Source organism: Acidovorax sp. GBBC 1281, from assembly GCF_028473645.1.
Lineage (GTDB): Bacteria > Pseudomonadota > Gammaproteobacteria > Burkholderiales > Burkholderiaceae_C > Paracidovorax.
The window spans coordinates 2,950,628-2,976,890 of sequence record NZ_CP097269.1; the positions used below are offsets into that span (position 1 = coordinate 2,950,628).

The 26,263-nt window shown below is 68.6% G+C and carries 25 protein-coding genes; 18 read left to right on the forward strand and 7 right to left on the reverse strand.

The features are described from left to right. Positions 1 to 62 precede the first annotated feature (62 nt). From gcvH to M5C96_RS13785, 10 genes are all read left to right on the forward strand, one after another. Positions 63 to 437: a glycine cleavage system protein GcvH gene (gene gcvH, locus M5C96_RS13745; protein WP_272563738.1), complete on the forward strand. Its 375-nt coding sequence runs from the start codon at positions 63 to 65 to the stop codon at positions 435 to 437. 43 nt (positions 438 to 480) lie between these two features. Continuing rightward, a complete protein-coding gene (gene gcvP / locus M5C96_RS13750) occupies positions 481 to 3,402 on the forward strand; it encodes an aminomethyl-transferring glycine dehydrogenase (protein ID WP_272563739.1) in 2,922 nt (973 codons plus the stop codon). 174 nt (positions 3,403 to 3,576) lie between these two features. Continuing rightward, a complete protein-coding gene (locus M5C96_RS13755) occupies positions 3,577 to 3,924 on the forward strand; it encodes an FKBP-type peptidyl-prolyl cis-trans isomerase (RefSeq protein ID WP_442867392.1) in 348 nt (115 codons plus the stop codon). A 21-nt stretch (positions 3,925 to 3,945) separates the two neighbouring features. Next, positions 3,946 to 4,965, forward strand: coding sequence for a MerR family transcriptional regulator (locus tag M5C96_RS13760; protein WP_272563741.1), 1,020 nt, complete (start codon positions 3,946 to 3,948; stop codon positions 4,963 to 4,965). A gap of 79 nt (positions 4,966 to 5,044) precedes the next feature. Next, positions 5,045 to 5,476: an MFS transporter gene (locus M5C96_RS26845; RefSeq protein WP_336297856.1), complete on the forward strand. Its 432-nt coding sequence runs from the start codon at positions 5,045 to 5,047 to the stop codon at positions 5,474 to 5,476. A gap of 18 nt (positions 5,477 to 5,494) precedes the next feature. Beyond that, a complete protein-coding gene (locus M5C96_RS13765) occupies positions 5,495 to 6,406 on the forward strand; it encodes a hypothetical protein (protein ID WP_336297857.1) in 912 nt (303 codons plus the stop codon). Between the two features lie 191 nt (positions 6,407 to 6,597). Further along, positions 6,598 to 8,793: a PAS domain-containing hybrid sensor histidine kinase/response regulator gene (locus M5C96_RS13770; protein ID WP_272563742.1), complete on the forward strand. Its 2,196-nt coding sequence runs from the start codon at positions 6,598 to 6,600 to the stop codon at positions 8,791 to 8,793. Continuing rightward, positions 8,777 to 9,478 carry an RluA family pseudouridine synthase gene (locus M5C96_RS13775; protein WP_272563743.1) on the forward strand — a complete coding sequence of 234 codons (702 nt, stop codon included), beginning with the start codon at positions 8,777 to 8,779 and terminating at the stop codon, positions 9,476 to 9,478. The genes M5C96_RS13770 and M5C96_RS13775 overlap by 17 nt, the downstream gene beginning before the upstream one ends. A gap of 133 nt (positions 9,479 to 9,611) precedes the next feature. After that, positions 9,612 to 10,370, forward strand: coding sequence for an SDR family NAD(P)-dependent oxidoreductase (locus M5C96_RS13780; RefSeq protein WP_272563744.1), 759 nt, complete (start codon positions 9,612 to 9,614; stop codon positions 10,368 to 10,370). 126 nt (positions 10,371 to 10,496) lie between these two features. After that, positions 10,497 to 11,480 (forward strand): Bug family tripartite tricarboxylate transporter substrate binding protein, encoded by a 984-nt coding sequence (locus M5C96_RS13785; protein ID WP_272563745.1) that lies wholly within the window; start codon positions 10,497 to 10,499, stop codon positions 11,478 to 11,480. A 126-nt stretch (positions 11,481 to 11,606) separates the two neighbouring features. Here the strand turns inward: M5C96_RS13785 and M5C96_RS13790 are convergent, their stop codons facing one another. Together M5C96_RS13790 and M5C96_RS13795 are read right to left on the reverse strand one after the other, a co-directional pair. Further along, positions 11,607 to 12,044, reverse strand: coding sequence for a universal stress protein (locus M5C96_RS13790; RefSeq protein ID WP_272552433.1), 438 nt, complete (start codon positions 12,042 to 12,044; stop codon positions 11,607 to 11,609). Positions 12,045 to 12,180: 136 nt separating this feature from the next. Beyond that, complete coding sequence (locus tag M5C96_RS13795) at positions 12,181 to 12,930, reverse strand: 2OG-Fe dioxygenase family protein (protein ID WP_272563746.1); 750 nt, start codon at positions 12,928 to 12,930, stop codon at positions 12,181 to 12,183. A gap of 120 nt (positions 12,931 to 13,050) precedes the next feature. Between M5C96_RS13795 and M5C96_RS13800 the strand changes: the two genes are divergently transcribed. Next, the gene (locus M5C96_RS13800) at positions 13,051 to 13,434 is read left to right on the forward strand and encodes a PilZ domain-containing protein (RefSeq protein WP_272563747.1); all 384 of its coding nucleotides are present in this window, start codon (positions 13,051 to 13,053) and stop codon (positions 13,432 to 13,434) included. Positions 13,435 to 13,452: 18 nt separating this feature from the next. Here the strand turns inward: M5C96_RS13800 and M5C96_RS13805 are convergent, their stop codons facing one another. Then, positions 13,453 to 15,156, reverse strand: a complete 1,704-nt coding sequence (locus M5C96_RS13805; RefSeq protein WP_272563748.1) for a long-chain fatty acid--CoA ligase — start codon at positions 15,154 to 15,156, stop codon at positions 13,453 to 13,455. A 349-nt stretch (positions 15,157 to 15,505) separates the two neighbouring features. Here M5C96_RS13805 and M5C96_RS13810 point away from each other — a divergent pair, with 349 nt between their 5' ends. Continuing rightward, positions 15,506 to 16,513: a D-2-hydroxyacid dehydrogenase family protein gene (locus tag M5C96_RS13810; protein WP_272563749.1), complete on the forward strand. Its 1,008-nt coding sequence runs from the start codon at positions 15,506 to 15,508 to the stop codon at positions 16,511 to 16,513. Positions 16,514 to 16,647: 134 nt separating this feature from the next. On the opposite strand, the gene M5C96_RS13815 is transcribed toward M5C96_RS13810, so the two are convergent. The 4 genes from M5C96_RS13815 to M5C96_RS13830 all read right to left on the reverse strand — a co-directional run bounded on the left by M5C96_RS13815 (position 16,648) and on the right by M5C96_RS13830 (position 20,440). Then, positions 16,648 to 17,778, reverse strand: coding sequence for a branched-chain amino acid ABC transporter substrate-binding protein (locus tag M5C96_RS13815; protein ID WP_272563750.1), 1,131 nt, complete (start codon positions 17,776 to 17,778; stop codon positions 16,648 to 16,650). Between the two features lie 160 nt (positions 17,779 to 17,938). After that, positions 17,939 to 18,475: a hypothetical protein gene (locus tag M5C96_RS13820; RefSeq protein ID WP_272563751.1), complete on the reverse strand. Its 537-nt coding sequence runs from the start codon at positions 18,473 to 18,475 to the stop codon at positions 17,939 to 17,941. Further along, positions 18,475 to 18,909, reverse strand: a complete 435-nt coding sequence (locus M5C96_RS13825; RefSeq protein WP_272563752.1) for a DNA polymerase III subunit chi — start codon at positions 18,907 to 18,909, stop codon at positions 18,475 to 18,477. The genes M5C96_RS13820 and M5C96_RS13825 overlap by 1 nt, the downstream gene beginning before the upstream one ends. Positions 18,910 to 18,928: 19 nt before the next feature. Beyond that, the gene (locus M5C96_RS13830) at positions 18,929 to 20,440 is read right to left on the reverse strand and encodes a leucyl aminopeptidase (RefSeq protein WP_272563753.1); all 1,512 of its coding nucleotides are present in this window, start codon (positions 20,438 to 20,440) and stop codon (positions 18,929 to 18,931) included. Between the two features lie 23 nt (positions 20,441 to 20,463). Between M5C96_RS13830 and lptF the strand changes: the two genes are divergently transcribed. The 6 genes from lptF to M5C96_RS13860 all read left to right on the forward strand — a co-directional run bounded on the left by lptF (position 20,464) and on the right by M5C96_RS13860 (position 26,231). After that, positions 20,464 to 21,558 (forward strand): LPS export ABC transporter permease LptF, encoded by a 1,095-nt coding sequence (lptF, locus tag M5C96_RS13835; protein ID WP_272563754.1) that lies wholly within the window; start codon positions 20,464 to 20,466, stop codon positions 21,556 to 21,558. Further along, positions 21,555 to 22,658 carry an LPS export ABC transporter permease LptG gene (gene lptG, locus M5C96_RS13840; RefSeq protein WP_272563755.1) on the forward strand — a complete coding sequence of 368 codons (1,104 nt, stop codon included), beginning with the start codon at positions 21,555 to 21,557 and terminating at the stop codon, positions 22,656 to 22,658. The genes lptF and lptG overlap by 4 nt, the downstream gene beginning before the upstream one ends. 89 nt (positions 22,659 to 22,747) lie before the next feature. Continuing rightward, positions 22,748 to 23,050, forward strand: a complete 303-nt coding sequence (locus M5C96_RS13845) for a sirohydrochlorin chelatase (protein ID WP_272569715.1) — start codon at positions 22,748 to 22,750, stop codon at positions 23,048 to 23,050. 125 nt (positions 23,051 to 23,175) lie between these two features. After that, positions 23,176 to 24,117 carry a CysB family HTH-type transcriptional regulator gene (locus M5C96_RS13850; RefSeq protein WP_092743937.1) on the forward strand — a complete coding sequence of 314 codons (942 nt, stop codon included), beginning with the start codon at positions 23,176 to 23,178 and terminating at the stop codon, positions 24,115 to 24,117. Positions 24,118 to 24,203: 86 nt separating this feature from the next. Continuing rightward, positions 24,204 to 25,376 carry a pyridoxal phosphate-dependent aminotransferase gene (locus M5C96_RS13855; RefSeq protein WP_272563756.1) on the forward strand — a complete coding sequence of 391 codons (1,173 nt, stop codon included), beginning with the start codon at positions 24,204 to 24,206 and terminating at the stop codon, positions 25,374 to 25,376. Positions 25,377 to 25,607: 231 nt separating this feature from the next. After that, a complete protein-coding gene (locus M5C96_RS13860) occupies positions 25,608 to 26,231 on the forward strand; it encodes a hypothetical protein (RefSeq protein WP_272563757.1) in 624 nt (207 codons plus the stop codon). The last annotated feature ends 32 nt before the right edge of the window (positions 26,232 to 26,263 follow it).

Genomic DNA, 26,263 nt, shown 5'->3' on the forward strand with positions numbered 1-26,263 from the left:
CCGCCAAGGCGGCGGCCACCGCTACATTCCAGATTCCTTTTCTTCATTTTTCAGGAGCCCCCATGACCGTTCAATACTCCCGCGATCACGAGTGGATCGACGCCGCCGATGCCAACGCCGCCGTGGTCGGCATCACCGTCCATGCCCAGGATGCCCTGGGCGACGTGGTGTTCGTGGACCTGCCCGAAGTCGGCAAGACCTTCTCGCAGGGCGAAGTGGCCGGCGTGGTCGAGTCCGTCAAGGCCGCCGCCGATGTGTACATGCCCGTCTCGGGCGAGGTGGTGGAAGTGAACGAGGCGCTGCGCGCCGACCCGTCGCTCGCCAACTCCGACCCCTTGAACACCGGCTGGTTCTTCAAGGTCAAGCTGTCCGATCCAGCCCAGTTGTCCGGCCTGATGGACGAAACGGCCTACACCGATTTCGCCAAGAACGCCTGAGCCTTTTCCTTCCCCTTTCCTTTTCCGTCCACGGTCCTCTTCCATGCTGATGCAATCCGCCCTGCCGCTTGGCGCGCTTGAAAACGCCACCGAGTTCCTGCCCCGCCACATCGGCATCGACGGGGCGGACGAACAGCACATGCTCTCCGCCATCGGCGAGGCCTCGCGCCGCGCGCTGGTGGACGGCATCGTGCCGCGCTCCATCGCGCGCAGCCGGGCCATGGACCTGCCGCCCGCCACCACGGAAGCCGCGGCGCTGGCCGAGCTGAAGGCCATCGCCGCACATAACCAGGTGCTGCGCAGCTTCATCGGCCAGGGCTACCACGGCACGCACACGCCGGGCGTCATCCTGCGCAACATCCTGGAGAACCCCGCCTGGTACACGGCCTACACGCCGTACCAGGCCGAGATCTCGCAGGGCCGCATGGAGGCGCTGGTCAACTTCCAGACCATGGTGTGCGACCTCACGGCCATGCCCATCGCCAACGCCTCCATGCTGGACGAGGCCACCGCGGCGGCCGAGGCCATGACGCTGGCCAAGCGCTCGGTCAAATCGAAAAGCACGCGCTTCATCGTGGCCGGCGACGCGCACCCGCAGACCATCGAGGTGATCCAGACGCGCGCCGCGCCGCTTGGCATCGAGGTGGTGCTGGCCAACTCGCTGGCCGAGTGGAATGACGCGCTGGACGGCGACTACTTCGCCGTGCTGGCGCAGTACCCTGCCACCAGCGGCCGCATCGACGACCTGGCGGCCGATGCCGCCCGGGCCCATGCCAAGGGCGCGGCCTTCATCGCCGCGGCCGACCTGCTGGCCCTCACCCTCATCACGCCGCCCGGCGAATGGGGCGCGGACATCGTGGTGGGCACCACGCAGCGCTTCGGCATGCCCATGGGCGCGGGCGGCCCGCACGCCGCCTTCATGGCCTGCCGCGACGAGTACAAGCGCTCCCTGCCCGGCCGCCTGGTCGGCGTGAGCGTGGACGTGCACGGCAAGCCCGCCTACCGCCTGGCGCTGCAGACGCGCGAGCAGCACATCCGCCGCGAAAAGGCCACCTCCAACATCTGCACGGCCCAGGTGCTGCCAGCCGTGGTGGCCAGCATGTACGCCGTTTACCACGGGCCCCAGGGCCTGATGCGCATCGCCCAGCGCGTGGCCGCCTACACCGCCATCCTGGCCAAGGGGCTGGAGCAACTGGGTGCGCCGCTGCGCCCGCAGGCCGCCTTCGACACGCTGTCGCTGCACACCGAAGGCGCCACGCAAGCCATCGCGGCCCGCGCTGTCTCGCTGGGCGCCAACCTGCGCGTCTATTTCGAGAACTACCTGTGCATCTCGCTGGACGAGACCACCACGCGTGCCGACATCGAGCTGCTGTGGAAGGTGTTTGCCCGGGAAGGCCAGGCGCTGCCCACCTTCGCCGCCTTCGAAAAGGGCGTGGAGCCGCTGATCCCCACGGGGCTGCGCCGCACCAGCGCCTTCCTCACGCACCCGGTGTTCAACACCCACCATTCCGAGACCGGCATGCTGCGCTACATCCGCCAGCTGTCCGACAAGGACCTGGCGCTGGACCGCAGCATGATCCCGCTGGGCAGCTGCACCATGAAGCTGAACGCGACCAGCGAGATGATCCCCATCACCTGGCCCGAATTCGCCAACGTGCACCCCTTCGCCCCGGCCGACCAGCAACGGGGCTATCGCCTGCTCGACGAGCAGTTGCGCGCCTGGCTGTGCGAGGCCACGGGCTACGCCGGCATCAGCCTGCAGCCCAACGCGGGCTCGCAGGGCGAATACGCCGGCCTGCTGGCCATCAAGGCCTACCACGCGGCCCAGGGCGAGGGCCACCGCAACATCTGCCTGATCCCCAGCAGCGCGCACGGCACCAACCCCGCCAGCGCCCAGATGGTAGGCATGCAGGTCGTGGTGACGGCCTGCGATGCCAACGGCAACGTGGACCTGGCCGACCTGCGCGCCAAGTGCGAGCAGCACAGCGCGCATCTGGCCTGCGTGATGATCACCTACCCCAGCACGCACGGCGTTTTCGAGACGCAGGTGAAGGAGCTGTGCGCGCTGGTGCACCAGCACGGTGGGCGCGTGTACGTGGACGGCGCCAACATGAACGCCCTGGTGGGCGTGGCCGCCCCCGGCGAGTTCGGCGGCGACGTGAGCCACCTGAACCTGCACAAGACCTTCTGCATCCCGCACGGCGGCGGCGGCCCCGGCGTCGGCCCCGTGTGCGTGGTGGCCGACCTGGTGCCCTACCTGCCAAGCCACCGCACCGCGGCCGCGCAAGGCGCCCTGGGCGCCGACACGAACGCCGCCGCCAACGGCGTGGGCGCGGTCAGCTCCGCCCCGCTGGGCAATGCCGCCGTGCTGCCGATCAGCTGGATGTACATCCGCATGATGGGCGCCGAGGGCCTGCAGGCCGCGACCGAGACGGCCATCCTGTCGGCCAACTACATCAGCGCACGCCTGAAGGACCACTACCCCACGCTGTACGCGAGCGCCAACGGCCACGTGGCCCACGAGTGCATCCTGGACCTGCGGGGCCTGAAGGAAACCAGCGGCGTGATGGCCGAGGACGTGGCCAAGCGACTGATCGACTACGGCTTCCATGCGCCCACGCTGTCGTTCCCGGTGCCCAACACGCTGATGGTGGAGCCCACCGAAAGCGAAACGCTGTCCGAACTGGACCGCTTCATCGACGCGATGATCGCCATCCGCGAGGAGATCCGCCAGATCGAATCCGGTGCCTGGCCGCAGGACGACAACCCGCTCAAGCATGCACCCCACACGGCCGAGAGCCTGCTCGCCCCGGAATGGACGCGGCCCTACGCCCGCGAGACCGCGGCCTTTCCGGTGGACGCCTTGCGCCACAGCAAGTACTGGTCGCCGGTCGGCCGCGTGGACAACGTCTGGGGCGACCGCAACCTGTCGTGCAGTTGCATTCCGGTGAGCGACTACGCGTGACGGCGAGGGGGGCGCCGGCCGCGCCATGGGCCCGGCCGGCCTGGCCCTTCAACATGGGGTTACAGGGCCGCGGGCAGACTCTTTAAGATCGCGGGCTACCTTTTTTCAGGAGATGCTTTCGTGCGAAATTCCTTGTGCGCCCTGCTTGCCGGGCTTGTGATCGTTCCCGCCGCCATGGCGCAGACCGCCCCCGTCACCCTGCCCAGCGGGCTGGTGTACGAGTCGCTGAAAGAAGGCACCGGCGCCTCGCCCAAGGCCACGGACACCGTCAAGGTGCACTACAAGGGCACACTGCCGGACGGCAAGGAGTTCGACAGCTCCTACAAGCGCGGCGAACCCACCGAGTTTCCGCTCAACCGCGTCATTCCCTGCTGGACCGAAGGCGTGCAGCGCATGAAGCCGGGCGGCAAGGCCAAGCTGACCTGCCCGCCGGCCATCGCCTACGGCGAGCGCGGCGCGGGCGGCGTCATTCCCCCCAACGCCACGCTGAACTTCGAAATCGAACTGATCTCGGTCCGCTGACCGGCCGGGGGCCCGCCACCCATGCTGCTCCAGGTCGGCGAGCTGGCCCGGCGCACCGGCCTCACGGTGCGCACGCTGCACCATTATGACGAGGTGGGTTTGCTCAAGCCCTCGGGCCGGTCCGAGGCGGGTTACCGCCTTTACAGCCCGTCCGACGTGCAGCGGCTGCACGGCATCCAGACGCTGCGCCAGATGGGCCTGCCGCTCAGCGACATCGCGGCCCTGCTGGCGGGCGACGGCATGGCGCCCGAGCAGATCATCGGGCAGCAGATCCGTGCGCTGGACCAGCAGATCGCGCAGGCCACCGAGCTGCGCGGCCGCCTGTCGCTGCTGCGCGACGGGCTGGAGGCCGGCGCCGAGCCCGACATGGGCGACTGGCTGCAGGCGCTGGCGCTCATGGCCACCTACGGCAAGTACTTCAGCGCGGCCGAGCTCAAGCACATCTTCTCCCATTGGCACCGCATCGAAGCGGACTGGCTGGTCGTCAGGGACCGGGTGTGCCAGGCCATGGACGAGGGCCTGCCGATCGATGCGCCCGCGGTCCAGGCGCTGGCCTACCGATGGATGGCGCTGATGCTGCACTGGATGGACGGCGACATGGACCTGCTGGAACGCTGGGGCCACATGTTCCGCACCGAGCCCAGCACCCAGGGCCGCAACCATGCGCCGCCGGGCGACATGATCCGGTACATCGAAGGCGCCATCCAGTTGCGCATGGACCTGCTGCTACGCTACCTGGACCGTGACGACCTGCGCCGGCTGGGCCAGGTACACCACACGCAATGGCAGCAGCTGGAGCAGGAAGTACAGCAGTTGCTGGACCAGGGCATTCCCCCGGGCCATCCCCAGGCGAGGGATGCCGCTGCGCACTGGGACACACTGTTCGCCACCCTTTGCCGCAACGACGCCGGGCTGCGCGCCAAGCTGATGCGCGCATCGGCCAGCGAGCCCCTGCTGCGCGCCGGCTCCCCCTTGAGCGAGCCCGTGCGCCACTACCTGCACGCCGTGCCACGCCTGCCGGTCGCCGCGCCATCGCCCTGAAAAAAGCTTGACCCTCACGCTACGTGAGACTTCACAGTCGGCCCCCATCGCTGCCCCTGCGCAGTCAACGGACCGACCCATGACCCCTTCGCCCCACCACCCTCGCGCCGCATTGCTGCAGGACTCCAACTTCCGCTGGATGGTCAGCGGCACGGCCCTCACCCTGCTGGGCGACCAGTTCACGCTCATCGCCCTGCCCTGGCTCGTGCTGCAGATGACCGGCGACACGCTGGTGCTCGGGACGGTGCTGGCCCTCATTAGCGTGCCGCGCGCGCTGTTCATCCTCATCGGCGGTGCCCTCGTGGACCGCCACTCGCCCAAGCAGGTGCTGATGCGCACCAAATACGCCAACCTGGCCTTGCTGGGCGTGCTCAGCGGGCTGGTGCTGGCGGGTGCGCTCACGCTGTGGATGGTCTATGCCCTGTCGCTGGCCATCGGCTTGGCCACCGCCTTCAGCATCCCGGCCGGCACGGCCATGCTGCCGCACGTGGTGCCGCGCACGCAGTTGTAGGCGGCCAACGGCATCAGCATGGGCATCCGGCAGCTCACGATGTTCCTGGGGCCATTGCTGGCGGGCCTGCTGATCGCCCTGTTCGGAGACGGCAACCGTACGGACGGCGCCGGCACCGGCGCCATGGCCAACGCGACGGGCATCGGCATTGCCTTCGGGCTCGATGCGCTCAGCTTCGGCGTGTCGGCCTGGACCCTGTCGAAGGTGCGTCTGCTGGCTGCGGCGCAGGCCCCCTCCGGCCGCACCGACGGCCCCACCGCCTCCACCCCACCGGCCACGCCGGGCACGGCTTCACCGGCGGTGCTGGCTTCGGTGGCGCAGGGCCTGGCGCACTTCTGGCGCGACCGCGAATTGCGCACCTGCTTTCTCTACTGGAGCGCCGTGGCCATCCTCATCATGGGGCCGCTGCACATCGCCATGCCGGTGCTGGCGAGCAGCCTGCCCCACCTGGGCGCCGCCGCGTTCGGCACGCTGGTGGGCGCCCACGGTGCCGGCACGCTCGCGGGCATGGTGGCCTCGGGCATGCTGCCGCGCCTGCGCTGGGGCAGCCTGGGGATGACGCTGCTGGCGTTCGACGCCACCATCGGCCTGCTCTTCATGCCCATGGGCGTGATCGGCGCCCTCTGGCAAGGGGTTGCGCTCATGCTGGCCATCGGCGTGCTGGGCGGCTTCATGCAGGTGCGCATCTTCACGTGGATCCAGCAGCGGGTGCCGCCGGCACTCATCGGCCGGGCGATGGCGCTGTTCATGTTCATCTTCATGGGGCTGGCGCCAATCTCCGCCGCCGCCACGGGCTGGGTCATGAAGGGCATCACGCTGGCCCAGCTGTTCGCGGCCTGCGGCGGCGCGCTGGTGGCGGTGGCAGCGCTGGCCTTCCTGCTCACGCCGCTGCGGCAGGTGAACGACGCGCCAGGCACCGTGCCGCGCTGAACCGCGGCGTGGCGTTCACCGGCCCGGTGGACGCTTGCCGATGGCCGGAAAGGGCTTCGCGCGCCGCCGCGTGAAAGGCACTTCCCGCAGCAGGCCTGCGGCTGGCCGTCACCCAGGGGCGGGCGTACACTGAGCCCCTTCCGTGCGGCGCTGGCGCCGCTGCCGCTCTGCCTGCCGTCGCTGCCTCGCCCATGAGCCGTCCTGATCTTTCCCTGCTCCTGCCCCCGGGTTCGGAGAACCCGCCCGCGCCCGTTCCGCCCGAGCGCCGCGCGCCCGCGAGCCGTGCCGAGGGCCCCGTGGCCGCGCTGATCGGCGAATTGCGCGCCTACCAGGCCGAGCTGGAAGTGCAGAACAAGGTGCTGCGCTACAGCCAGGCCGCGGCGGAAAGCGCTTCCGAGCGCTTCGAGACGCTTTTCGCCAGCGTGCCGCTGTCGCTCATGGTGCTCGACGAGCACGATATCGTGGTGCAGGCCAATTCCATGGCGCACCGCTCCTTCCAGCCCACCGAGGCCGACCGCCCCGTCACCTCGCTCATGCCGTTCGTGAGCGCGGCCGATGCCGAACGCGTGCGCGAGGCCTTCGCGCAGGCGCGCGAACTCGGCCACAGCGAGGCGACCGAAGTGGTGTTTCCCGTGGGCTCGGGCGGCACCATCACCGGCGACCTGCACATCGCCCGCATCGAGGCGCCCCAGGAAAGCGGCCCGCCGGTGCTGCAATTCCTGTGCGCCGTGATCGACCAGGGACCGTTGCTCACCGAGCGCCAGGCGCTGCAGCAAAGCGCCCAGGCCCTGCAGGAGCGCAATGCCCAGCTGCACGCCAGCGAGCGGCGGCTGGAGGCGGTGATCAACTCCGCCCTCGATGCCATCCTGTGCGTGGACCAGCACCAGCGCATCACTGTCTTCAACCCCACGGCCGCGGCGCTGTTCCAGTGCGCCACGGCCGACGCCATGGGCAGCCGGCTCGACCGCTTCCTGCCCGATGCGGCGCAGGCGCTGGCGTTCGCGCAGCTCACCACGCAGGCCGTGCTGGGCGAGATGGTGGCCTGCACCGCCAGCGGCAAGGAGCTGGCGGTGGAGGTGAGCATGTCGTTCGAGCGCCATGCCGAGGGCGAGACCACCACCGTCTTCGCGCGCGACCTCACCGGCCGCAAGAAGGCCGAGGCCCACCGCAGCGAGCTGGAAGCGCAGCTGCGCGAGTCGCACAAGATGCAGGCCGTAGGCACCATGGCCGGTGGCATCGCGCACGACTTCAACAACATCCTGAGCGCCATCCTGGGCAACGTCGAGCTGGCCAAGGCCGACTGCGATGCCGCCTCGCCCGTGCTGGAGAGCCTGCGCGAGATCGACAAGGCCGGCCGGCGCGCGCGCGATCTGGTGCGCCAGATCCTCACCTTCAGCCGCAACGAGCCGCCGCAGCGCACCGCCGTGAGCGTGCACGACGCCATGCACGACACCGAGCGGCTGCTGCGCGTGACCCTGCCGCCCGCCATCGAGCTGCGCATGCGCCTGGATGCGGGGCTGCCGCCCGTGCTGGCCGACGCCACCCAGGTCGAGCAGGCGCTGCTCAACCTGTGCACCAACGCCATCCATGCGATCGGCGAGGCGCGCGGCATCGTCAGCATGGAGGCCTCGGCCCTGGAGCCCGACTTGCGGCTGTGCGAGCGCCTGGGCCTGCCCCTGGGCGAGTACGTGGCGCTCACCGTGGTGGACAACGGCCCGGGCATCGACGCGGCCACGCAGCAACGCATCTTCGAGCCCTTCTTCACCACCAAGCCCGTGGGCCAGGGCACCGGCCTGGGCCTGGCCGTGGTGCACGGCGTGATGCGCACGCACGGCGGCGCGGTGGACGTGCACAGCGCTCCCGGCGAAGGCAGCCGCTTCACGCTGTACTTCCCCGTGGCGCCGGATTCGGCACCGAGCGCGCCGCCGCACGCCCCCCAGCCCGCCGCCCCGCCGCCCGTGCAGAGCGCCGACGAGCGCATGCGCCACGTGATGTACGTGGACGACGACGAGGCACTGGTCTTCCTCGTGCGGCGCCTGCTGCGCCGCCGCGGCTACCAGGTGACCGGGTTCACCGATCCGCACGAAGCCACCGAAGCCCTGCGCGCCGACCCGCGCAACTACGACCTGCTGGTGACCGACTACAACATGCCCGGCTACTGCGGCGTGGACCTGGTGCGCGAGGCCAAGCGCATCCGCCCTGACCTGCCGGTGGCCCTGGCCTCGGGCCACGTCACCGCGGAGATCGAACAATCGGCCCTGGCCGAAGGCGCCAGCGCCCTCATTCACAAGCCCAACGACGTGGAAGAGCTTTGCGCCACCGTGCACCAGCTGGTGCATGGCACGGCCAAGGGCCCCGATGACCCGGCCGATGGCGGACGCCACTGAGGCGGCGCCAGGCGCCGGGGAAGCCGCACCGCCGCCCGGTTGCCTGTACGCCGACGACGACCTGCTGGTGCTGGCCAAGCCCTCGGGCCTGCTGTGCGTGCCGGGGCGCGGCCCCGACAAGCAGGACTGCCTGAGCGCCCGTGCGCTGCAGCACTGGCCGGACGCCCTGGTGGTGCACCGGCTGGACCAGGCGACCTCCGGCATCGTGCTCATGGCGCGGCATGCGACGGCCCAGCGCACGCTGGGCGACGCCTTCGCCGCACGGCAGGTGGACAAGCGCTACGAGGCCGTGGTGCAGGGCCCCGCGCCCGCACCGCCCGCCGCCGATGGGACCGCCGGCGGCTGGCAGGCCATCGACCTGCCGATCGCCGCCGACTGGGAGCGCCGCCCGCTGCGCGTGATCGACGCCGCACAGGGCAAGCCCAGCCTGACCCACTGGCGCGTGATCGCCCATGACACCGCCGCCCACAGCACCCGCGTCGAACTGCAGCCGGTGACCGGCCGCACCCACCAGTTACGCGTCCACCTGGCGGCCATCGGCCACCCGATCCTGGGCGATGCGCTGTACGCGCCCGCGGCGGTGCAGGCACGCGCGCCGCGCCTGCTGCTGCATGCGCGCCAGGTGGCGTTCACGCATCCGCGCACCGGGCAGCCCATGGCGTTTTCGTGCCCCACGCCTTTTTAGTGTTTCGGGCCACCAGCACAATCAACACTAGGGCATAGTGCTATATTTTTAATAGCATACTGAGCCACGGAAACCGGAGCGCGCCCGAAGCCCCCGCCGGCCACGACCGTGGACCACGCAGTACCATCGCCGGATGCCAAAACACCTCACGATCTTGACCGGCGCCTCGCGCGGCATGGGCCTGGCGATGGCCCGCCAGCTGCTGCAGCCCGGCCACGCGCTGCTCACCCTCTCACGCAACGTCCATCCCGAACTGGCCGCCGAAGCCACCCAGGCCGGTGCCACGCTCGAGCAGTGGGAGCAGGACCTGTCCCAGGGCCTGCACGCCGCGGCCCGCCTGCGCACCTGGCTGGCCAACGTGCCGGCCGGCGAGTACGCCAGCGCCACCCTCATCAACAACGCCGGCGTGGTGCCGCGCATCGCACCGCTCTCGGGCAGCGACCCGGCCGACCTGGCGCACGCGCTGCGCGTCGGGCTGGAGGCCCCGATGCAGCTGAGCGGCGCCTTCCTGGGCGCCACCGAGAACTGGCCGGTGCCGCGCAAGGTGCTGAACATCTCCTCGGGCCTGGGGCGCCGCGCGATGGCCTCGCAGGCCGCCTATTGCGCCGCCAAGGCGGGCATGGACCACTTCACCCGCTGCCTGGCGCTGGACGAAGCCGCCAAGCCGAACGGCGCCAAGGTGTGCTCGCTCGCGCCCGGCGTGATCGACACCGACATGCAGGCCCACTTGCGCGATGCGAGCGCCGCCGACTTCCCTGACGTGCAGAACTTCGCCAACCTCAAGGCGGGCGGCCAGCTCACCTCGCCCGCCGATGCGGCGGCGCGCGTGCTGGCCTGGCTGGAGCGTGCCGACTTCGGCGAAATGCCCGTGGCCGACGTGCGCGACGCCTGAGGGCCACCCCCGTGCAAACGCTATGCTTTCAATAGCAATATGCCCTAGATAATATTGCGCTGAAGGCCATTTTTGCCTTGCATCGACTGGCTTGAACTTCCCCCGCAAAAAATGGAGACACGACCGATGATCCGCAGCCTGCTTTCCTTCACCGCGCTCGCCCTGGCGCTGGGCGCCACCGCCCAGGCGCAGACGCCCCCGCCCGCTGCCACGTACCCCACCAAGCCGGTGCGCCTGATCGTGCCCTTCCCGCCCGGCGGCGGCACCGACATCCTCTCGCGCCTGGTGGCCACCAAGCTGACCGAGGTGACCAAGTGGACCGTGGTGCCCGACAACCGCGCGGGCGCCGGCGGCACCATCGGCATCACCGAAGCCGTGAAGGCAGCCCCCACCGGCTACGACCTGGTGATGGGCCAGAAGGACAACCTGGTCGTCGCGCCCTGGCTCTACAAGAACCTGCCCTGGGACCCGACCAAGGACCTGGTCGCCGTGGCCCACGTGGCCTACACGCCGGTGATCATCGCCACCGGCGCCAACTCCCGCTTCAAGACCCTGGCCGACGTGGTGGCCGCCGCCCGCGCCGAACCCGGCAAGATCACCTACGGCTCGCCCGGCAACGGCACCACCATCCACCTGGCCGGCGACCTGTTCGAGAAGGCCGCGGGCATCAAGCTGAGCCACATTCCGTACAAGGGCTCCAACCCCGCGCTGATGGACGCGCTGGCGGGCAACGTGGACCTGCTGGTGTCCTCCGTGCCCTCGGCGATGGGCCAGATCAAGTCGGGCAAGCTGCGCCCGCTGGCCGTCACCTCGGCCAAGCGCAGCTCGTCGCTGCCCGACGTGCCCACCGTGGCCGAGTCGGGCTACAAGGGCTTCGACGTGAGTTCGTGGTACGGCATCTTCGCGCCGGCCGGCACGCCCGCCAGCGTGGTGACGACGGTGAACGCCGAGGTCAACAAGCTGCTGGCCTCGCCGGAGATGCAGGCCGCCATCCAGGCGCAGGGCGCCGAGCCCGAGTCGCTGTCGGCCGCGCAGTTCTCCACGCTGCTCAAGACCGACTACGCGAAGTGGAAGGGCATCGTGGAAGCCTCCGGCGCGAAGATCGAATAGGCACGGCACGGGGCCTTGTGCCCCCTGCTGCCTGCAGGCAACGCGCCCCATGCAAAACGGCTCCCGAGGGAGCCGTTTTGCTTTGAGGGCCGGGTCAACGCCGGCCCCCATGACATCGACTGGCGATCAGTCGCGCACTACCAGCACGGGCACGTGCACCGCGCCCAGCACGCGCTGCGTCACGCTGCCCAGCACCAGCTTTTCCAGGCCGCGGCGGCCATGCGAGCCCATCACGATCAGGTCGGCCTGGCTGGTCTCCAGAGCGCGCAGGATGCCGTCGTGCACCGCATGGCCCTCGCCCACCACCGCTGTCACCGGCACGCCGGCTTCCTGCATGGCCTTCTTGACGCCGTCCAGCGCCACGTTGGCCTCGGCCGTGGCAGCGCTCAGGTACTGCGACTGGCCATAGGCAAAGTCCGCGCCCACGCCCGTGAACGGGTACGGGTCCACCACGTACACGGCGGTCACGGCCGCACCGAACGCCTTGGCCAGGCCGGCGGCCTTGGACACCGCGGTCATGGAGGTCGGCGAGCCGTCCACGGGAATCAGGATGTGCTTGAACATGGTTACTTCTCCTTCGGTTGATGGATCAGGCAGGGCCTGGGCCGGGGGGATCGCCTGCGCGATCCGTTGCCCGCGTCAGGCCCCAGTGTCGCGGCGACCGGTTGGCCGGCCGTTGATCCGCATCAAGTCATGGGCCTCAAGCCGGCGCGTCCTGGAAGCCCCCGCGCCGGCAGGTCACGACCAGCGTGTCGCGGAACCCACCGTCGGCCAGCGGCTGGATGGGCGTGGTCTCGTGGATCATGCGCGCATCGTCCAGCAGCATCAGCGACCAGGGCTCGCTGAGCGTGAAGCGCTGCCCGCTGGGCCCGGACGCTTCGAATATACGCGTCTCGCCGCCCTTGACCCGCTCGCGGCCGACGAGGAAAACCGCCACCAGGTCCACGCCGTCGCGGTGCGCACCCTCCGGCGTGGGCCGGCCGATGCCGTCGGTGGTGTCGATGCGAAACTGGTGCGCCTCGACGAACCAGCGCTCGGGCTGCGTGGCCAGGGCCTGCTGCGACACGCGGGCCAGCGCGGCGATCAATTGCCGCCAGGCCGGGCGCGCCACGGTGGTGTCCAGCATCGGCGCGAACATCCGCTGCATGCCGCCATGCAGCGCGTTGTATTCCACCGGCTGCCAGTGCGCGCGGTGGGGCACCGCCTGCACGCTGTCGCCATCGACGACGAAGCTCGCGTGGCGGCGGCGGCGGTACCGCCCGCCGTCCTTCAGGAACTCATCGGGCGGCAGGCCGCTCCAGTCGGCGTGCAGCGCCTGGAGCTCGCCCAGCGGGCAACCGATCCACGCCGCGGTGTCGGCAGGCCGCAGCACGGCATAACCGGCGCTGCGCAGATGGCTTGCCACTTGGGCCGGTGGCAGGTACGGAGGGGAGAAGGTGATGTGCGCCATAGGCGGCCAAGCTTAACCCGGCCTGCCCCTGGAACCTGCTGCAAAAGTGCCAGCCATCCGCTGGCGGCATCACAACCGTGCAGTAGCATGGCGGGGCCTTCGCCATTCCAGGAATCCGCCATGCCCCATGAACGCCGCCACTACGTCCGTGTGGCTTTCGATGCACCCGCGCTGCTCACCACCGGCCTGGGCACGTTCGACGTGCAAGTGCTGGACCTGTCGCTGCAAGGCGCGCTGCTCGCCCTGGGTACGGAGCCCGCCGCCGCCCAACTGCCAGCCGGCGCGCCGTGCCAGTTGGTGATTGCCTTGTCGGCCGACAACGACCACATCGCCATGACCGGCGACATCGTGCACATCGAAGGCCCGCATGCCGGCCTGCAGTGCCGCACGATGGACCTGGACAGCGTGACCCACCTGCGCCGCGTGATCGAGCTCCAGCTGGGTGACCCCGCCCTGCTGGAGCGGGACCTGGCGGAGCTCATTGCCGCGCACGCGGCGCAGTGAGCGGCGCGGCGCTGCCCATCAGGCGGCAGCAGGGCTGGCCAGCTCGGCCTCCTGCAAGGCCCGCCACATCACCTTGCCGCTGCCGCTCTTGGGCAGCGCGTCCACCAGTTGCACCACTCGGGGCACCTTGTACACCGCCATGTGGTCGCGGCACCAGGCGATGATGTCCTCGCCGGTCACCTGCCCGAGGTGCTCCTGTCGTAGCACCACCACGGCCTTGACCGTTTCGCCGCGGTAGCTGTCGCGCGCGGCGATGATGCAGGCCTCCTGAATGGCAGGGTGGCGGAACATGAGCGCCTCCACCTCGGCCGGCCAGACCTTGAAGCCGCTGGCGTTGATCATCCGCTTGAGCCGGTCGGTCAGGAAGAAATACCCTTCGTCGTCCACCCGCCCCAGATCGCCCGAGCGGAAGAACCGCTTGTCGTCCAGGTCGATGAAGGCCGAGGCCGTGGGCCCTGGCAGCTTCCAGTAGCCGCTGAAAACGCCCGGGCCGTGGATCACGATCTCGCCCTGCTCGCCGGCGGGCAGCTCCTGCAGCGTGTCGGGGTCGATGATGCGGGCATCGGTGCTGATGAACGGAATGCCCAGGCACTGCTGCTTGGGGTGGTCCGGCGGGTTGGTGTGCGACGGCGCGGCGGTCTCGGTGAGGCCGTAGCCCTCGGTGTAGCGCAGGCCGTACTGCTCGAACAGCCGCTGCGCCACCGCCTGCGGCATGGCCGCGCCGCCACCGCCGATGTACACCAGGCTGGACAGGTCGTACTGGCCGAAGTTCGGGCTGCCCATGAGGTCGATCACCATCGTGGGAATGTTGGTCCAGTTGCTCACGCGGTAGCGGGAGATGAGCCGCCCGGCCAGGTCCCGGTCCCAGCGCGGCATGAGCACCAGGGTGGCCCCCACGTAGATGCAGGAGTGCATCACGCTGACCATGCCGGTGATGTGGAACATGGGCACGACGGCCAGCGTCACGCTCTCGGGCGTGGCGGTGCCCCACAGGCTGCTGGCCACCGCGTTGTGCATGAGGCTGCGGTGCGGGTGCATGCAGCCCTTGGGCAGGCCGGTGGTGCCGCTGGTGTAGGGCAGCACGGCCAGGTCTTCGGGCCCGACCGTGAGATCCGGGGCGGGCGCCGTGCAGGCCAGCGCATCCGTCCAGGCATGCACCTGGCCGCCGGCCAGGACCGGCAGCGGGTGGCGGGTGCAGAGCCAGTCGCGCCACGCCGGCGGAATCGCGTCGGCGCCGGCCCCCTCGGGCGAGAACGCATCGGTGAACTGCGTCACCACAATGTGGGCCAGGCCGGCGCCCGGCACCAGCCCATCGCTGGCCTGGACCAGTTCAGGGGCCAGGTCGGCCGTGGTGATGGCCACGCGTGCGTCGGGGTCGGTGATGTAGTGGGTGAGTTCCTGCGCCCGGTTCATCGGGTTGACCGGCACGACCACCGCATTGGCCCGCAGGATGGCGAAGTGCGCCAGCACCAGTTGCGGACAGTTCTGCATGCACAGCAACACCCGGTCGCCCTGCCGCACGCCCAGGGCATGCAGGTGCGCGGCCATCCGCTCGGCGCCGTCGGCGAGCGTGCGGTAGGTCAGCGTGCGCCCGAAGAACACCAGCGCCGGCTTGTCCGGGTAGCGGCGGGCGCTGATCGCCAGGTTGTCCCAGAGGGAGGTGGCGGGCGGCGTGAGCGCGTGCGGCAGGCGGCGGGGCCAGAAGGCGTGGTGGGCAGGCATGGGCGATTCGGTTCCTTTCGCTTGCAGCCTAGTGACCTGCCCTGGGCCCGGCATCGGGGATGCCCCCTACAGCCGGTCGCGTGGGCGACTCGGTCTGCCCATGGCCCGCCGAGGGACGGCAATGGTGCCAGGATGGAGACTTTTGTAACCGCGTGTCCCGCACCGGCGCTTTGAGCGGGCTCGCGCGGCGACGCGGCCGCGCGCATCAACGACAATGTGCGGCTGGGCCAAGCGCCCTGCCCCGCCGGCACCGCCCGGGCCCGGCAGGCCGCGCGGCACGATTCTTTCGATTTCTGCGGCAGGGCCCTCCCACAGGCCCTGCCCGCAGCTTGCGGGTTTTACGGACAACATGAACATTGTCATTCTCGACGACTACCAGGACGCAGTGCGCAAGCTGCATTGCGCCGCACGCCTGGACCCCTACAACGCCAAGGTGTACACCAACACCGTCAAGGGGCTGGGCCAGCTTTCGGTGCGCCTGAAGGACGCGGACATCATCGTACTGGTGCGCGAACGCACCCACATCTCGCGCCAGCTGGTCGAGAAGCTGCCGCGCCTCAAACTCATCGCGCAGACCGGCAAGATCGGCCCGCACGTGGACGTGACGGCCTGCACCGAGCGCGGCATCGCGGTGGCCGAAGGCGTGGGATCGCCGGTGGCGCCGGCTGAACTGACCTGGGCGCTCATCATGGCCGCGATGCGCCGCCTGCCCCAGTACATCTCCAACCTCAAGCATGGCGCCTGGCAGCAGTCGGGCCTGCGCGCGGCGTCGATGCCGCCCAACTTCGGCGTCGGCACCGTGCTGCGGGGCAAGACGCTGGGCCTGTGGGGCTATGGGCGCATCGGGCAGATCGTCGCCGGCTACGGCCGGGCCTTCGGCATGAACGTGCGGGTGTGGGGCCGCGAGGCCTCGCGCGCCCAGGCCCTGAGCGACGGGCTGCAGGTGGCGACCACGCGCGAGGAGTTCTTCGCCCAGTGCGACGTGATCTCGCTGCACCTGCGCCTGAACGACGAGACGCGCGGAATCATCCGGCTGGAAGACCTGTCGTGCATGAAGCCCACCGCGCTGCTGGTGAACACCTCGCGCGCCGAACTGATCGAGGCCGATGCGCTCATCGCTGCGCTGAACCGCGGCCGCCCCGGCATGGCGGCCGTGGACGTGTTCGAGAGTGAGCCCATCCTGCAGGGCCATGCCCTGCTGCGGCTGGAGAACTGCATCTGCACGCCGCACATCGGCTACGTGGAGCAGGACAGCTACGAGCTGTACTTCGGGGCCGCGTTCGACAACGTCGTCAACTACATCCGGGGCACGCCCACCAACATCGTGAACCCGGGCGCGCTGCAGGTCCGGCGCTGAAGCGCCCATCCCCCGGCCACACCGGAATCGAGCGCGGCCCGTTTCGGCCGCACCATGGAAAAAAGGCCTCCGAACCGGAGGCCTTTTGCTTGGCGTGGACCACCGGTCTTTCAACCGGCGGTGCCGCTGCGCGCTCAGTTCAGAGGCGTCTTCTTGCCGTCCTTGTACACGTAAAGGGTAATGGCGGGGTTCTTCAGTTCGCCATTGGGTTCGAAGGCGATGTTGGCCGTCACGCCCTTGTAGTTGGACTTTTGCAGTTCAGGGATGTAGACCTTCGGATCCCACGAGTTGGCACGCTTCATGGCATCGACCAGCAGCATGGTGGCGTCGTAGGTGTAGGGGCTGTACACCTGGAACTGGTTGGGGTACTTGGCGTCGTACTTGGCGCGCCATGCGGTGCCGCCAGGCATCTTGGCCAGCGAAGCGCCGCCTTCGGCGCAGACCACGTTGTTCAGCGTCTTGGCGCCGGCAGCCAGCTTGGCCACTTCAGCGGTACAGATGCCGTCGCCACCGAAGTACTTCACGTTGCCCATGCCCAGCTGTTCCATCTGGCGCAGCATCGGGCCGGCTTGGGGGTCCATGCCGCCGTAGAACACCGCATCGGGGTTCTTGGACTTGATGGCCGTCAGGATGGCCATGAAGTCGGTGGCCTTGTCGGTCGTGAACTGCTCGTCCACGACCTTCATGCCCTTGGCAGCCGCCGTCTTCTTGAACACGTCGGCAACGCCCTGGCCGTAGGCCGTGCGGTCATCGACGATGGCCACGGTCTTGAGCTTCAGCGTGTCGGCCGCGTAGAACGCCAGGCCAGCGCCCAGGGCGTTGTCGTTGGCGATGATGCGGAACGTCGTCTTGTAGCCTGGCTTGGTCAGGTTGGGGTTGGTGGCGGCGCCGGTGACGTGCGGAATGCCGCAGTCGTTGTACACCTTGGAGGCAGGGATGGTCGTGCCGGAATTCAGATGGCCCACCACGCCAGCAACCTTCGCATCGCACAGCTTCTGTGCGGCGGCGGTGCCTTGCTTCGGATCTGCAGCGTCGTCTTCCGCCTGCAGTTCGAACTTGATCTTCTTGCCGCCAATCGTGACACCTTGGGCATTCAGTTCTTCAACTGCCATGCGGGCGCCGTTTTCGTTGTCCTTGCCGTAGTGAGCTTGTGGGCCGGAGACCGGTCCCACGTGACCGATCTTGACCACCTGCTCTTGTGCAGAGGCCGCGCCGGCAAAAGCCGCGATAGCGGCAACCACGGTCAGTTTCAACTTCAGTTGCATATGAATCTCCATTAAGGGGTGAGCGCTGAGAAGTATTGTTGTGTCTCAACGCCGGAAACATATCGCAATTTATGGGCCAGATCACTAGGGAACACGATGACATGCGGCAGAAACCACAGGGGAATACCCTGTCACTGACCCAACGCACCTGCAGCAGAGGTCAAACGGGGGGCGTTCCGGCGTGTCCGGCCAGCTCTTCGGCCACGGCTTCGTACACCGCATGGCGCACCACCGACTCCACCTCTTCGCGCAACCGGGGCACGATGGAGCGCGTCTGCTCCAGGACGACGGTGGCGATCGCCTCGCGCAGCCGCTGATCCAGCACCACGTCCACCCGCTGCATGACACGGTGGATCACCACCTCTTCGATGTCCTTGAGGCCTTCCGCCGACCGCCCGAAGTCCATCGGCGAAGGCACCGCGGCGCGGGGCGCTACCGGCGCAGCGGGCGGCACCACGGGCCGCGCCATGGACGGCGCCATGGACGGCGCCACGACAGGGGACAGCACCGGCCGGGGCGGCAAACCGGCGACCACCGGGGGCTTCGGGAACGAAGGCGAAACCGCAGGCGCTGCGGGGGCCGGAGAACCGTGCATCGCGGAGCCCGGCTGCCCCACGCCGGGTACGCCGTCCGAAAGCTGCACCACATCGGTGAGCGTGGGCACAAATCTGGGGGGTGCCTTGGGTGGGGAAGACATCACGCGCCTTTCAGCACGAGGTCGTGCCGCACGATCTGGTAGCCGCGCGACGCATAGTGGCGCCACCGGTCGCGCGCACCGCTGCGGTCGGCCTCATCGTGCGCGCTCACCACTTCCACCAGCTTGCCGAACCGCTCGAAACCTGGCGGCACCGCACCGCCCAGGTTCAGCAGCACCTCGTGGTGGGTCGCCAGGCGCAGGTCCTGCGCCAGCAGCACGGGCGAGGCCTCGCGCAGGTCTTCACCGTCGCGCTCGTTGCAGTGGGCCACGAAATCCTGCGGGGCCATCGCCCAGAGCGCGCGGTCCAGGCCGTCGAGCGCGGACTCCGGCCCCGTAATGACCAGCCGGGTATCGCTGCGCAGCACCTTGCGCGCGAAGCGGCAGGCATAGGCCAGCTTGTCCGGCGCATTGAAGTGGAAGGCGATTTCCGTCATGGCCAGCCGGTCGGCGCGATCAGCGGGCCGACACGCGCGGCGCGCGCGCGGCCTTGGCCGCCGGCTTGCGGGCAGGCGCCTTGGCCCGGGGTTGCGCGGCCGCATCGAGCAGGTATTGCACCAGGAGGCCGACCGGCCGGCCCGTGGCGCCCTTGGCGGCACCGCCCTTCCAGGCCGTGCCGGCGATGTCCAGATGCGCCCAGGGCGTGTCGCCCACGAAACGCTGCAGGAACTTGGCTGCCGTGATGGCGCCGCCAGCCCGCCCCGCCACGTTCCCCATGTCGGCGAAGTTGCTCTTGAGCCCGTCGCCGTATTCGTCGTCCAGCGGCATGCGCCAGCAGGGGTCGAGCGCCGCGTCACCAGCCGCCTGCAGGCTCTGCGCGAGCGCGTCGTCGGTGGCGAACAGGCCGCTGCGTAGGCCGCCCAACGCGACCACGCAAGCACCGGTCAGGGTGGCGATGTCCACCATGGCCGCCGGCTTGAAGCGCGCCGCGTAGGTGATGGCATCGCACAGCACCAGCCGGCCTTCGGCATCGGTGTTCAGCACTTCGATGGTCTGGCCGCTCATGCTGGTGACCACGTCGCCGGGCTTGACCGCACGGCCATCGGGCATGTTCTCGCACGCGGGAATGAGGCCCACCACGTTGATGGAGGGCTTGAGCTCGGCCAGTGCGCGGAACACGCCCAGCACACTGGCGGCGCCGCCCATGTCGAACTTCATCTCGTCCATCTCGGCCGCGGGCTTGATCGAGATGCCGCCCGTGTCGAAGGTGATGCCCTTGCCGATCAGCACCGTGGGCGCCTGCCCGCGGGCGCCGCCGTCATAGCGCAGCTCGATGAAGCGCAGCGGCTCTTCGGAGCCGCGCGCCACCGCCAGGAAGGCACCCATGCCCAGCTTGGCGGCTTCGGCGGGGCCCATGACCTTGCACTGGATGAACGGGAACTTGGCCAGGGCCTTCGCGGCGCCTGCCAGCAGCGTGGGCGTGGCATGGTTGGCCGGGCGGTTGGCCCATTCACGGGCGTATTCGATGCCCGACACCAACGCTGCGCCACGCGCGAACTCGGACTTGGCCGCAGCGGCGTCCGCCACGCCGACCACCACGCGCGACAGCACGCGGGGCTCGGTCTTGGATTTGGTGGCGGTGTAGATGTAGGTGGCTTCGGCCAGCGCCTGCACGGCGGCGCAGACGGCCCCGCTGGCGGGGGGCGCGGCAAAGCACACCGCAGCGCGCTTGACCTGGGGGGATTTGAGCAAAGAGGCCGCAGCTAGGATGGCCTGGCGCGTGGCGCGCGCGGAGCCGTCGCCACCGCCCAGCAGCACCACGCGGCGTGCAGCCACGGCGGGCATCTGGTAAAGCTGCAGGCTCTTGCCGGCCTTGGTGTCGAAGTCGCCGTTTTTGAGGGCATGGGCGATCAGGCTGGGCAACGCACCGCCGGCGGGTTTCGCGCCGTCGGCCACCACGATGGCCAGCAGGTCGCATTTCTCGGCGGCGGCGCCGTCAAGGCTCAGGGTCTTCAGATCGAAGTTCATAATCGGTGTTTTCCTTCGAGCCAATGTTATTCGATTCATCCATTCGCAAGGAGCTGGCGCGCAGCTTCGGCGCGACCCTGGTGGTGCTGGTCACCGTGGTCATGACCATGATGCTGATCCGCACGCTCGGCCAGGCCTCGCGCGGCAGCGTCAATCCCTCCGACGTGATGCTCGTCATGGGCTTCACCGTGCTCGGGCAGTTGCCCACCATCCTGAGCCTGAGCCTGTTCGTGGCCGTGGTCGGAACGCTCTCGCGCATGTACCGCGACAGCGAGATGGTGATCTGGTTCGCCAGCGGCCGCGGGCTCATCAACCTGCTCACCCCGCTGCTGCGCTTTGCCTGGCCCGTGATGTTGGTCATCGCCACCCTGGCCCTGGTGATCTGGCCCTGGGCCAACCAGCAGATCCAGGCCCTCAAGGTGCAGTACGAACAGCGCGGGGACGTGGACCGCATCGCGCCCGGTGAATTCCAGGAGTCCGCCAACGGCAGCCGCGTGTTCTTCATCGACCGCGAAAGCCCGGACAACGAACAGGCCAGCAACGTTTTCATCGCCTCGACCGAGCGCGGCCGCGAGACCGTGACATCCGCCCGCAGCGCCCGGCTGGAGACGCGAAACGGCGAGCGCATGGTGCTGCTGAGCGACGGCCAGCGCCTGGAGACCACCGTGGACAAGCCCGGGCTCAAGGTGAGCGAGTTCATCGAGTACGGCACGCGCATCGGATCGGCGCCCCCGGGCGCGCAGGATGAACAGGCCGTCAAGACCATCTCCACCCCTGCCCTGCTGGCCTCGGCCGAGCCGGCCTTCCGCGCCGAACTGGGCTGGCGTTTCGGCCTGGCGGTGGCCGCCCTCAATTTCGTGGTGATGGGGCTCGCGCTGGCCAGCGTGAACCCCCGCGCCGGTCGCAGCAGCAGCCTGGTGCTGGCGCTGTTCGCCTTCGTCGTCTACTACAACCTCATGACCCTGGGACAAAGCTGGATCAGTTCCGGACGGCTCGGCGTGGTGCCGTTCATGCTGCTGCTGCACGGGGGCACGCTGGCCCTGGGCCTGGCGCTGCTGACGGCGCGCCACCATCGCTGGTCGCCCAGCATGCTGTGGCGCCGCGGAGGCCGCGCATGAAAACCATCCGCCGCCTGATCTACCGCGAAGCCCTGTCGGCCGTGGCTTTCGTCACGCTGGGCTTTCTCGCGCTGTTCTTTTTCTTCGACATGGTCGATGAACTGCGTTGGGTGGGCCGCACGGGGCCGGACGGCTACCAGCTGTCCCATGCCATGCTGTTCGTCGCGCTCAGCATTCCCAGCCACCTCTACGAGCTGCTGCCGATCACGGTGCTGATCGGCACGATCTTCGTGATGGCGCGGCTGGCGCAAAGCTCGGAGTTCACCATCATGCGCACCAGCGGCCTGGGGCCCTGGCGCGCGCTGCGCACGCTGCTGGTGCTGGGCCTGGGGTTCGTCATGCTGACCTTCGCCGTCGGCGATTACATCGCACCGATGACCGACCGCGCGGCGCAGCTGGTCAAGGCGCGGCACTTGGGGCAACTGACCACCGGCGCGACGGGCGCCTGGCTCAAGGAGCGCCAGGGCACCCATTCAATGGCGGTGAACGTGCGTGCGCTCAGCCCCGATGGCGGCATGCTCAACATCCGCGTGTTCGAATTCGATGCGGACGGCCGGGTGGCCTCCACCCTGCAGGCCGCCAGCGGCACGGTCGGCAGCGACCAATGGGAGCTGAAACAGGTCAAGCGCAGCGTGTTCCATCGCAGCGGCGAGGCGGAGGCGCGGGTGGAGCGCCTGCAGGAGGCCGAACTGCGCTGGCCCACGCGCATCAGCGCCGACATGGTGTCCGCGGCGCTGCTCAAGCCCGACCGCATGGCGACCATCGACCTGTTCCAGTACATCCGCCATCTGGAGGCCAACGGCCAGTCGGCGCAGCGCTATGAGATCGAGTTCTGGCGCAAGGTGTTCTACCCGCTCAGCTGCCTGGTGATGGTGGTGCTGTCGCTGCCGTTCGCCTACCTGCATTTCCGCTCCGGCGGCATCGCGGGCTACGTGTTCGGCGGGGTGATGGCTGGCATCAGCTTCTTCCTGCTGAACAACGTCTTCGGCTATGCGGGCAACCTGCAGAACTGGTCGCCCTGGCTCACTGCGGCGGCGCCGGGGCTGATCTATTCGGTGCTTTCGCTGGCCGCCTTCGGCTGGCTGGTGCTGCGCCGGTGACCCAAGGAGCGCACGCGTTGACTGCTACTCCACCCCGAGGCGTCGTGCTGTTCGCCCATGGTTCGCGCGACCCGCTGTGGCGCGCCCCGATGGAGGCGGTCCAGGTCCACCTGCAGCAGCATCGCCCCGAACTGCGGGTGCGCTGCGCCTATCTCGAATTGAACACGCCCGACCTCACGGAGGCCGTGCAGTCGCTGGTGGACGAAGGTGCCGATCATGTGACGGTGGTGCCGATGTTCCTGGGCACGGGCAAGCACGCCCGCGAGGACCTTCCGCTCTTGGTACAGACCCTGCGCGCCACGCACCCCGACGTGCAGTTCGAAGTCCAGGGCGCCATCGGTGAGGACCCGCGCATGACCGCATTGATGGCGGAGATCGCCGGCTCGGCCTGACGCGGACATCCAGGCGGGAAGGTGGCATGACTGACGCCACCCGGGCCCTTTCAAAAATTGGACAGCCGCTGTTCTTCCTTAGACGGCTGCAGCATAATGATCGCCTTCTTTAGCAGCGATACGATATGAATCTGCACCAATTCCGCTTCGTTCAGGAAGCCGCGCGCCGCAACCTCAACCTGACCGAAGCCGCCAAGGCGCTGCACACCTCGCAGCCCGGCGTGTCCAAGGCCATCATCGAACTGGAAGAGGAATTGGGCGTGGACATCTTCGCGCGCCACGGCAAGCGGCTCAAACGCATCACCGAGCCGGGCCAGCACGTGCTCAAGAGCATCGAGTTGATCATGCGCGAGGTCGGCAACCTCAAGCGCATCGGCGAGCAGTTCAGTGCGCAGGACAGCGGCACCCTCAGCATCGCCACCACCCACACGCAGGCGCGCTACGTGCTGCCCCTGCCCGTGGCCAAGCTGCGTGAAGCGTATCCCAAGGTGAACATCAGCCTGCACCAGGCCACGCCGCACGAGGTGGCGCGCATGGTGATCGACGAGGTGGCCGAGATCGGCATGGCCACGGAGTCGCTGGCCGACTATCCCGATCTGGTCACCCTGCCCTGCTATGAATGGCAGCATGTGCTGGTGATGCCCACCGCCCATCCGCTGGCGCAAAAGGAGCGCCTGGGCCTGGACGACATCGCGCACGAAGCCCTCATCACCTACCACCCGTCGTTCACCGGCCGGGGCAAGATCGACCAGGCGTTCGCCGCCCGCAAGCTGCAGCCGCGCATCGTGCTGGAGGCCATCGACTCCGACGTGATCAAGACCTACGTGCGCCTGGGCCTGGGCATCGGCATCGTGGCCGAGATGGCGATGCGCGACGACCCGCTGGGCGACTTGGTGGTGCGGCCCGTGGGTCACCTCTTCGGCCAGAGCGTGGCACGCGTGGCGTTCAAGCGTGGCGCCTACCTGCGCAACTTCGTCTACAAGTTCGCCGAGCTGCTGAGCGACCGCCTGAACCGCGAACTCATCGCCCGGGCCATGACCGGCCACGTGAACGATTACGAACTCTGAACCCACCGCCCGCATACCGAGCGACTTTCGCTCCGCATCGAACCCGCTTTTTTCCCAGACCGTCTTTCCAGCCAGCCCCTCGCGCCATGACTTCCACCGACATCGCACTGCGCACACCCGCCTTTCCCAGCAAACTGCCCCAGGTGGGCACCACCATCTTCACGGTGATGTCGGCCCTGGCGGCCGAGCATGGCGCCGTGAACCTGGGCCAGGGCTTTCCGGATTTCCACTGCGACCCGGCGCTGATCGATGCCGTGGACCGCGCCATGCGCGCCGGGCACAACCAGTACCCGCCCATGGCAGGCGTGCCTGCGCTGCGCGAAGCCGTGGCTGCCAAGATAGAAGCGCTCCATGCCCGCCGGTATGACGCCAACACGGAAATCACCATCACCGCTGGCGCCACGCAGGCGATCCTGACCGCCATCCTGGCGACGGTGCATGCGGGTGACGAAGTGATCGTGCTCGACCCCTGCTACGACAGCTACGCACCCAATGTGGAACTGGCAGGCGGCATGGTGGTGCGGGTGCCGCTCACGCCGGGCAGTTTCCGGCCCGATTTCGGCAAGATCGCCGCGGCCATCACGCCGCGCACGCGCGCGCTCATCATCAACAGCCCGCACAACCCCAGCGCCACCATCTGGACGGCCGAGGACATGCGCACGCTGGAAGAACTGCTCGCTCCCACTGATGTGCTGCTCATCAGCGACGAGGTGTACGAGCACATGGTGTTCGACGGCGCGCAGCACGAGAGCGCGGCACGCTTTCCCGGCCTGGCAGCACGCGCGTTCATCGTGTCGAGCTTCGGCAAGACCTTCCATGTCACCGGCTGGAAGGTCGGCACCGTCGCGGCCCCGGCCGCGCTGACGGCGGAGTTTCGCAAAGTGCACCAGTTCAACGTGTTCACCGTGAACACTCCGATGCAGCACGGCCTGACGGCCTATCTGCAGGACCCGGCGCCCTACCTGCAATTGCCCGCTTTCTACCAGGCCAAGCGCGATCTGTTCCGCCAGGGGCTGGAAGGCTCGCGCCTTCGGTTGCTGCCCAGCACGGGAAGCTACTTCCAGTGTGTGGACATCTCGGCGGTGAGCGATCTGAACGAGTCCGACTTCTGCCAGTGGCTGACCCGCGAGGTGGGCGTGGCGGCGATCCCGCTGTCGGCTTTCTATGGCGACGGATTCGACCAGCGCGTGGTGCGGTTTTGCTTTGCGAAGCAGGACGACACGCTGCGCCAGGCACTGCAGCGGCTGCGCAAGCTCTGATCACAAAGGGCGATCATTCTGGTTGACCCGCCAACGCGTCGCGCAGCCAGTCGAGAAAAGCCGGCCCTGTGCGACAGGGCATCAGCAAAGGCGCCATGGGGCGCGATGGGACGCCGCGCCCAAGTGGGCTGATGGAAGCCGTCAGGTGTCCTTTGCAAATTCTGTGGACCTGCAGGCACCCAAAGACGGACCGTTGGGGCACTCACGCTGCGACACCTCTCAAGGCGCCCCGTGCGTCACGCCATGCTCCTCAAGAATGCGCTCGTCTTCGTTCACCTGCTCGCCATGGCCGTTGCCGTGGGAAAGATGCTGGAGTATGACTTCCGGTTTCTGCGCTCCGTCCACCGCCCGATTTCAGCGCAGCAGTGGGAGAACCTGCTCCATACCAAGCGAACGATGACGGTGGCGTTGGGCGTGCTGTGGTTGACCGGGCTGGGCTTTCTCTACGTCGGCCAAGCACAGTACCCCGGGTATCTGGCCAACGAGAAACTCTGGATGAAGGTGCTCACCGTGTGCGTGTTGACGCTGAGCGGAATGCTCATGCACCATTTCGCATTTCCGCACATGCAGCAGGGCACGGTCTTCCTGCAGTGGCCTCTGGGCCGGGTGCTGCTGCTGACCGTGTTTGCCACCGTGTCTTCAATCTCGTGGCTGTACGCCTCGTTTCTCGGCATCGCACGTTCATGGAACGACACCGTGGCGTTCGAACATGCGCTTGGCGTCTATGTGGCGCTGCTGCTCCTGGCAGCCGCTGGCACGGCAGGGCTCATGGCTTTTTTGCACCACCGCCACGCCAGGGGCATTCAGCCGGGTCCACTGCCATGCACCGGCCCCCGTGGCGGCTGCCCGCGTTGAGTGGCATGCGCCGTCCGTGAATGTCCTGCCGC

What these genes read in the sequence shown, in the direction of transcription:
- gcvH (WP_272563738.1), top strand. Translation starts at nt 63, where the DNA reads ATGACCGTTCAATACTCCCGCGATCACGAGTGGATCGACGCCGCCGAT.
- gcvP (WP_272563739.1), top strand. Translation starts at nt 481, where the DNA reads ATGCTGATGCAATCCGCCCTGCCGCTTGGCGCGCTTGAAAACGCCACC.
- M5C96_RS13755 (WP_442867392.1), top strand. Translation starts at nt 3,577, where the DNA reads ATGGCGCAGACCGCCCCCGTCACCCTGCCCAGCGGGCTGGTGTACGAG.
- M5C96_RS13760 (WP_272563741.1), top strand. Translation starts at nt 3,946, where the DNA reads ATGCTGCTCCAGGTCGGCGAGCTGGCCCGGCGCACCGGCCTCACGGTG.
- M5C96_RS26845 (WP_336297856.1), top strand. Translation starts at nt 5,045, where the DNA reads ATGACCCCTTCGCCCCACCACCCTCGCGCCGCATTGCTGCAGGACTCC.
- M5C96_RS13765 (WP_336297857.1), top strand. Translation starts at nt 5,495, where the DNA reads ATGGGCATCCGGCAGCTCACGATGTTCCTGGGGCCATTGCTGGCGGGC.
- M5C96_RS13770 (WP_272563742.1), top strand. Translation starts at nt 6,598, where the DNA reads ATGAGCCGTCCTGATCTTTCCCTGCTCCTGCCCCCGGGTTCGGAGAAC.
- M5C96_RS13775 (WP_272563743.1), top strand. Translation starts at nt 8,777, where the DNA reads ATGGCGGACGCCACTGAGGCGGCGCCAGGCGCCGGGGAAGCCGCACCG.
- M5C96_RS13780 (WP_272563744.1), top strand. Translation starts at nt 9,612, where the DNA reads ATGCCAAAACACCTCACGATCTTGACCGGCGCCTCGCGCGGCATGGGC.
- M5C96_RS13785 (WP_272563745.1), top strand. Translation starts at nt 10,497, where the DNA reads ATGATCCGCAGCCTGCTTTCCTTCACCGCGCTCGCCCTGGCGCTGGGC.
- M5C96_RS13790 (WP_272552433.1), bottom strand. Translation starts at nt 12,044, where the DNA reads ATGTTCAAGCACATCCTGATTCCCGTGGACGGCTCGCCGACCTCCATG.
- M5C96_RS13795 (WP_272563746.1), bottom strand. Translation starts at nt 12,930, where the DNA reads ATGGCGCACATCACCTTCTCCCCTCCGTACCTGCCACCGGCCCAAGTG.
- M5C96_RS13800 (WP_272563747.1), top strand. Translation starts at nt 13,051, where the DNA reads ATGCCCCATGAACGCCGCCACTACGTCCGTGTGGCTTTCGATGCACCC.
- M5C96_RS13805 (WP_272563748.1), bottom strand. Translation starts at nt 15,156, where the DNA reads ATGCCTGCCCACCACGCCTTCTGGCCCCGCCGCCTGCCGCACGCGCTC.
- M5C96_RS13810 (WP_272563749.1), top strand. Translation starts at nt 15,506, where the DNA reads ATGAACATTGTCATTCTCGACGACTACCAGGACGCAGTGCGCAAGCTG.
- M5C96_RS13815 (WP_272563750.1), bottom strand. Translation starts at nt 17,778, where the DNA reads ATGCAACTGAAGTTGAAACTGACCGTGGTTGCCGCTATCGCGGCTTTT.
- M5C96_RS13820 (WP_272563751.1), bottom strand. Translation starts at nt 18,475, where the DNA reads ATGTCTTCCCCACCCAAGGCACCCCCCAGATTTGTGCCCACGCTCACC.
- M5C96_RS13825 (WP_272563752.1), bottom strand. Translation starts at nt 18,909, where the DNA reads ATGACGGAAATCGCCTTCCACTTCAATGCGCCGGACAAGCTGGCCTAT.
- M5C96_RS13830 (WP_272563753.1), bottom strand. Translation starts at nt 20,440, where the DNA reads ATGAACTTCGATCTGAAGACCCTGAGCCTTGACGGCGCCGCCGCCGAG.
- lptF (WP_272563754.1), top strand. Translation starts at nt 20,464, where the DNA reads ATGTTATTCGATTCATCCATTCGCAAGGAGCTGGCGCGCAGCTTCGGC.
- lptG (WP_272563755.1), top strand. Translation starts at nt 21,555, where the DNA reads ATGAAAACCATCCGCCGCCTGATCTACCGCGAAGCCCTGTCGGCCGTG.
- M5C96_RS13845 (WP_272569715.1), top strand. Translation starts at nt 22,748, where the DNA reads ATGGAGGCGGTCCAGGTCCACCTGCAGCAGCATCGCCCCGAACTGCGG.
- M5C96_RS13850 (WP_092743937.1), top strand. Translation starts at nt 23,176, where the DNA reads ATGAATCTGCACCAATTCCGCTTCGTTCAGGAAGCCGCGCGCCGCAAC.
- M5C96_RS13855 (WP_272563756.1), top strand. Translation starts at nt 24,204, where the DNA reads ATGACTTCCACCGACATCGCACTGCGCACACCCGCCTTTCCCAGCAAA.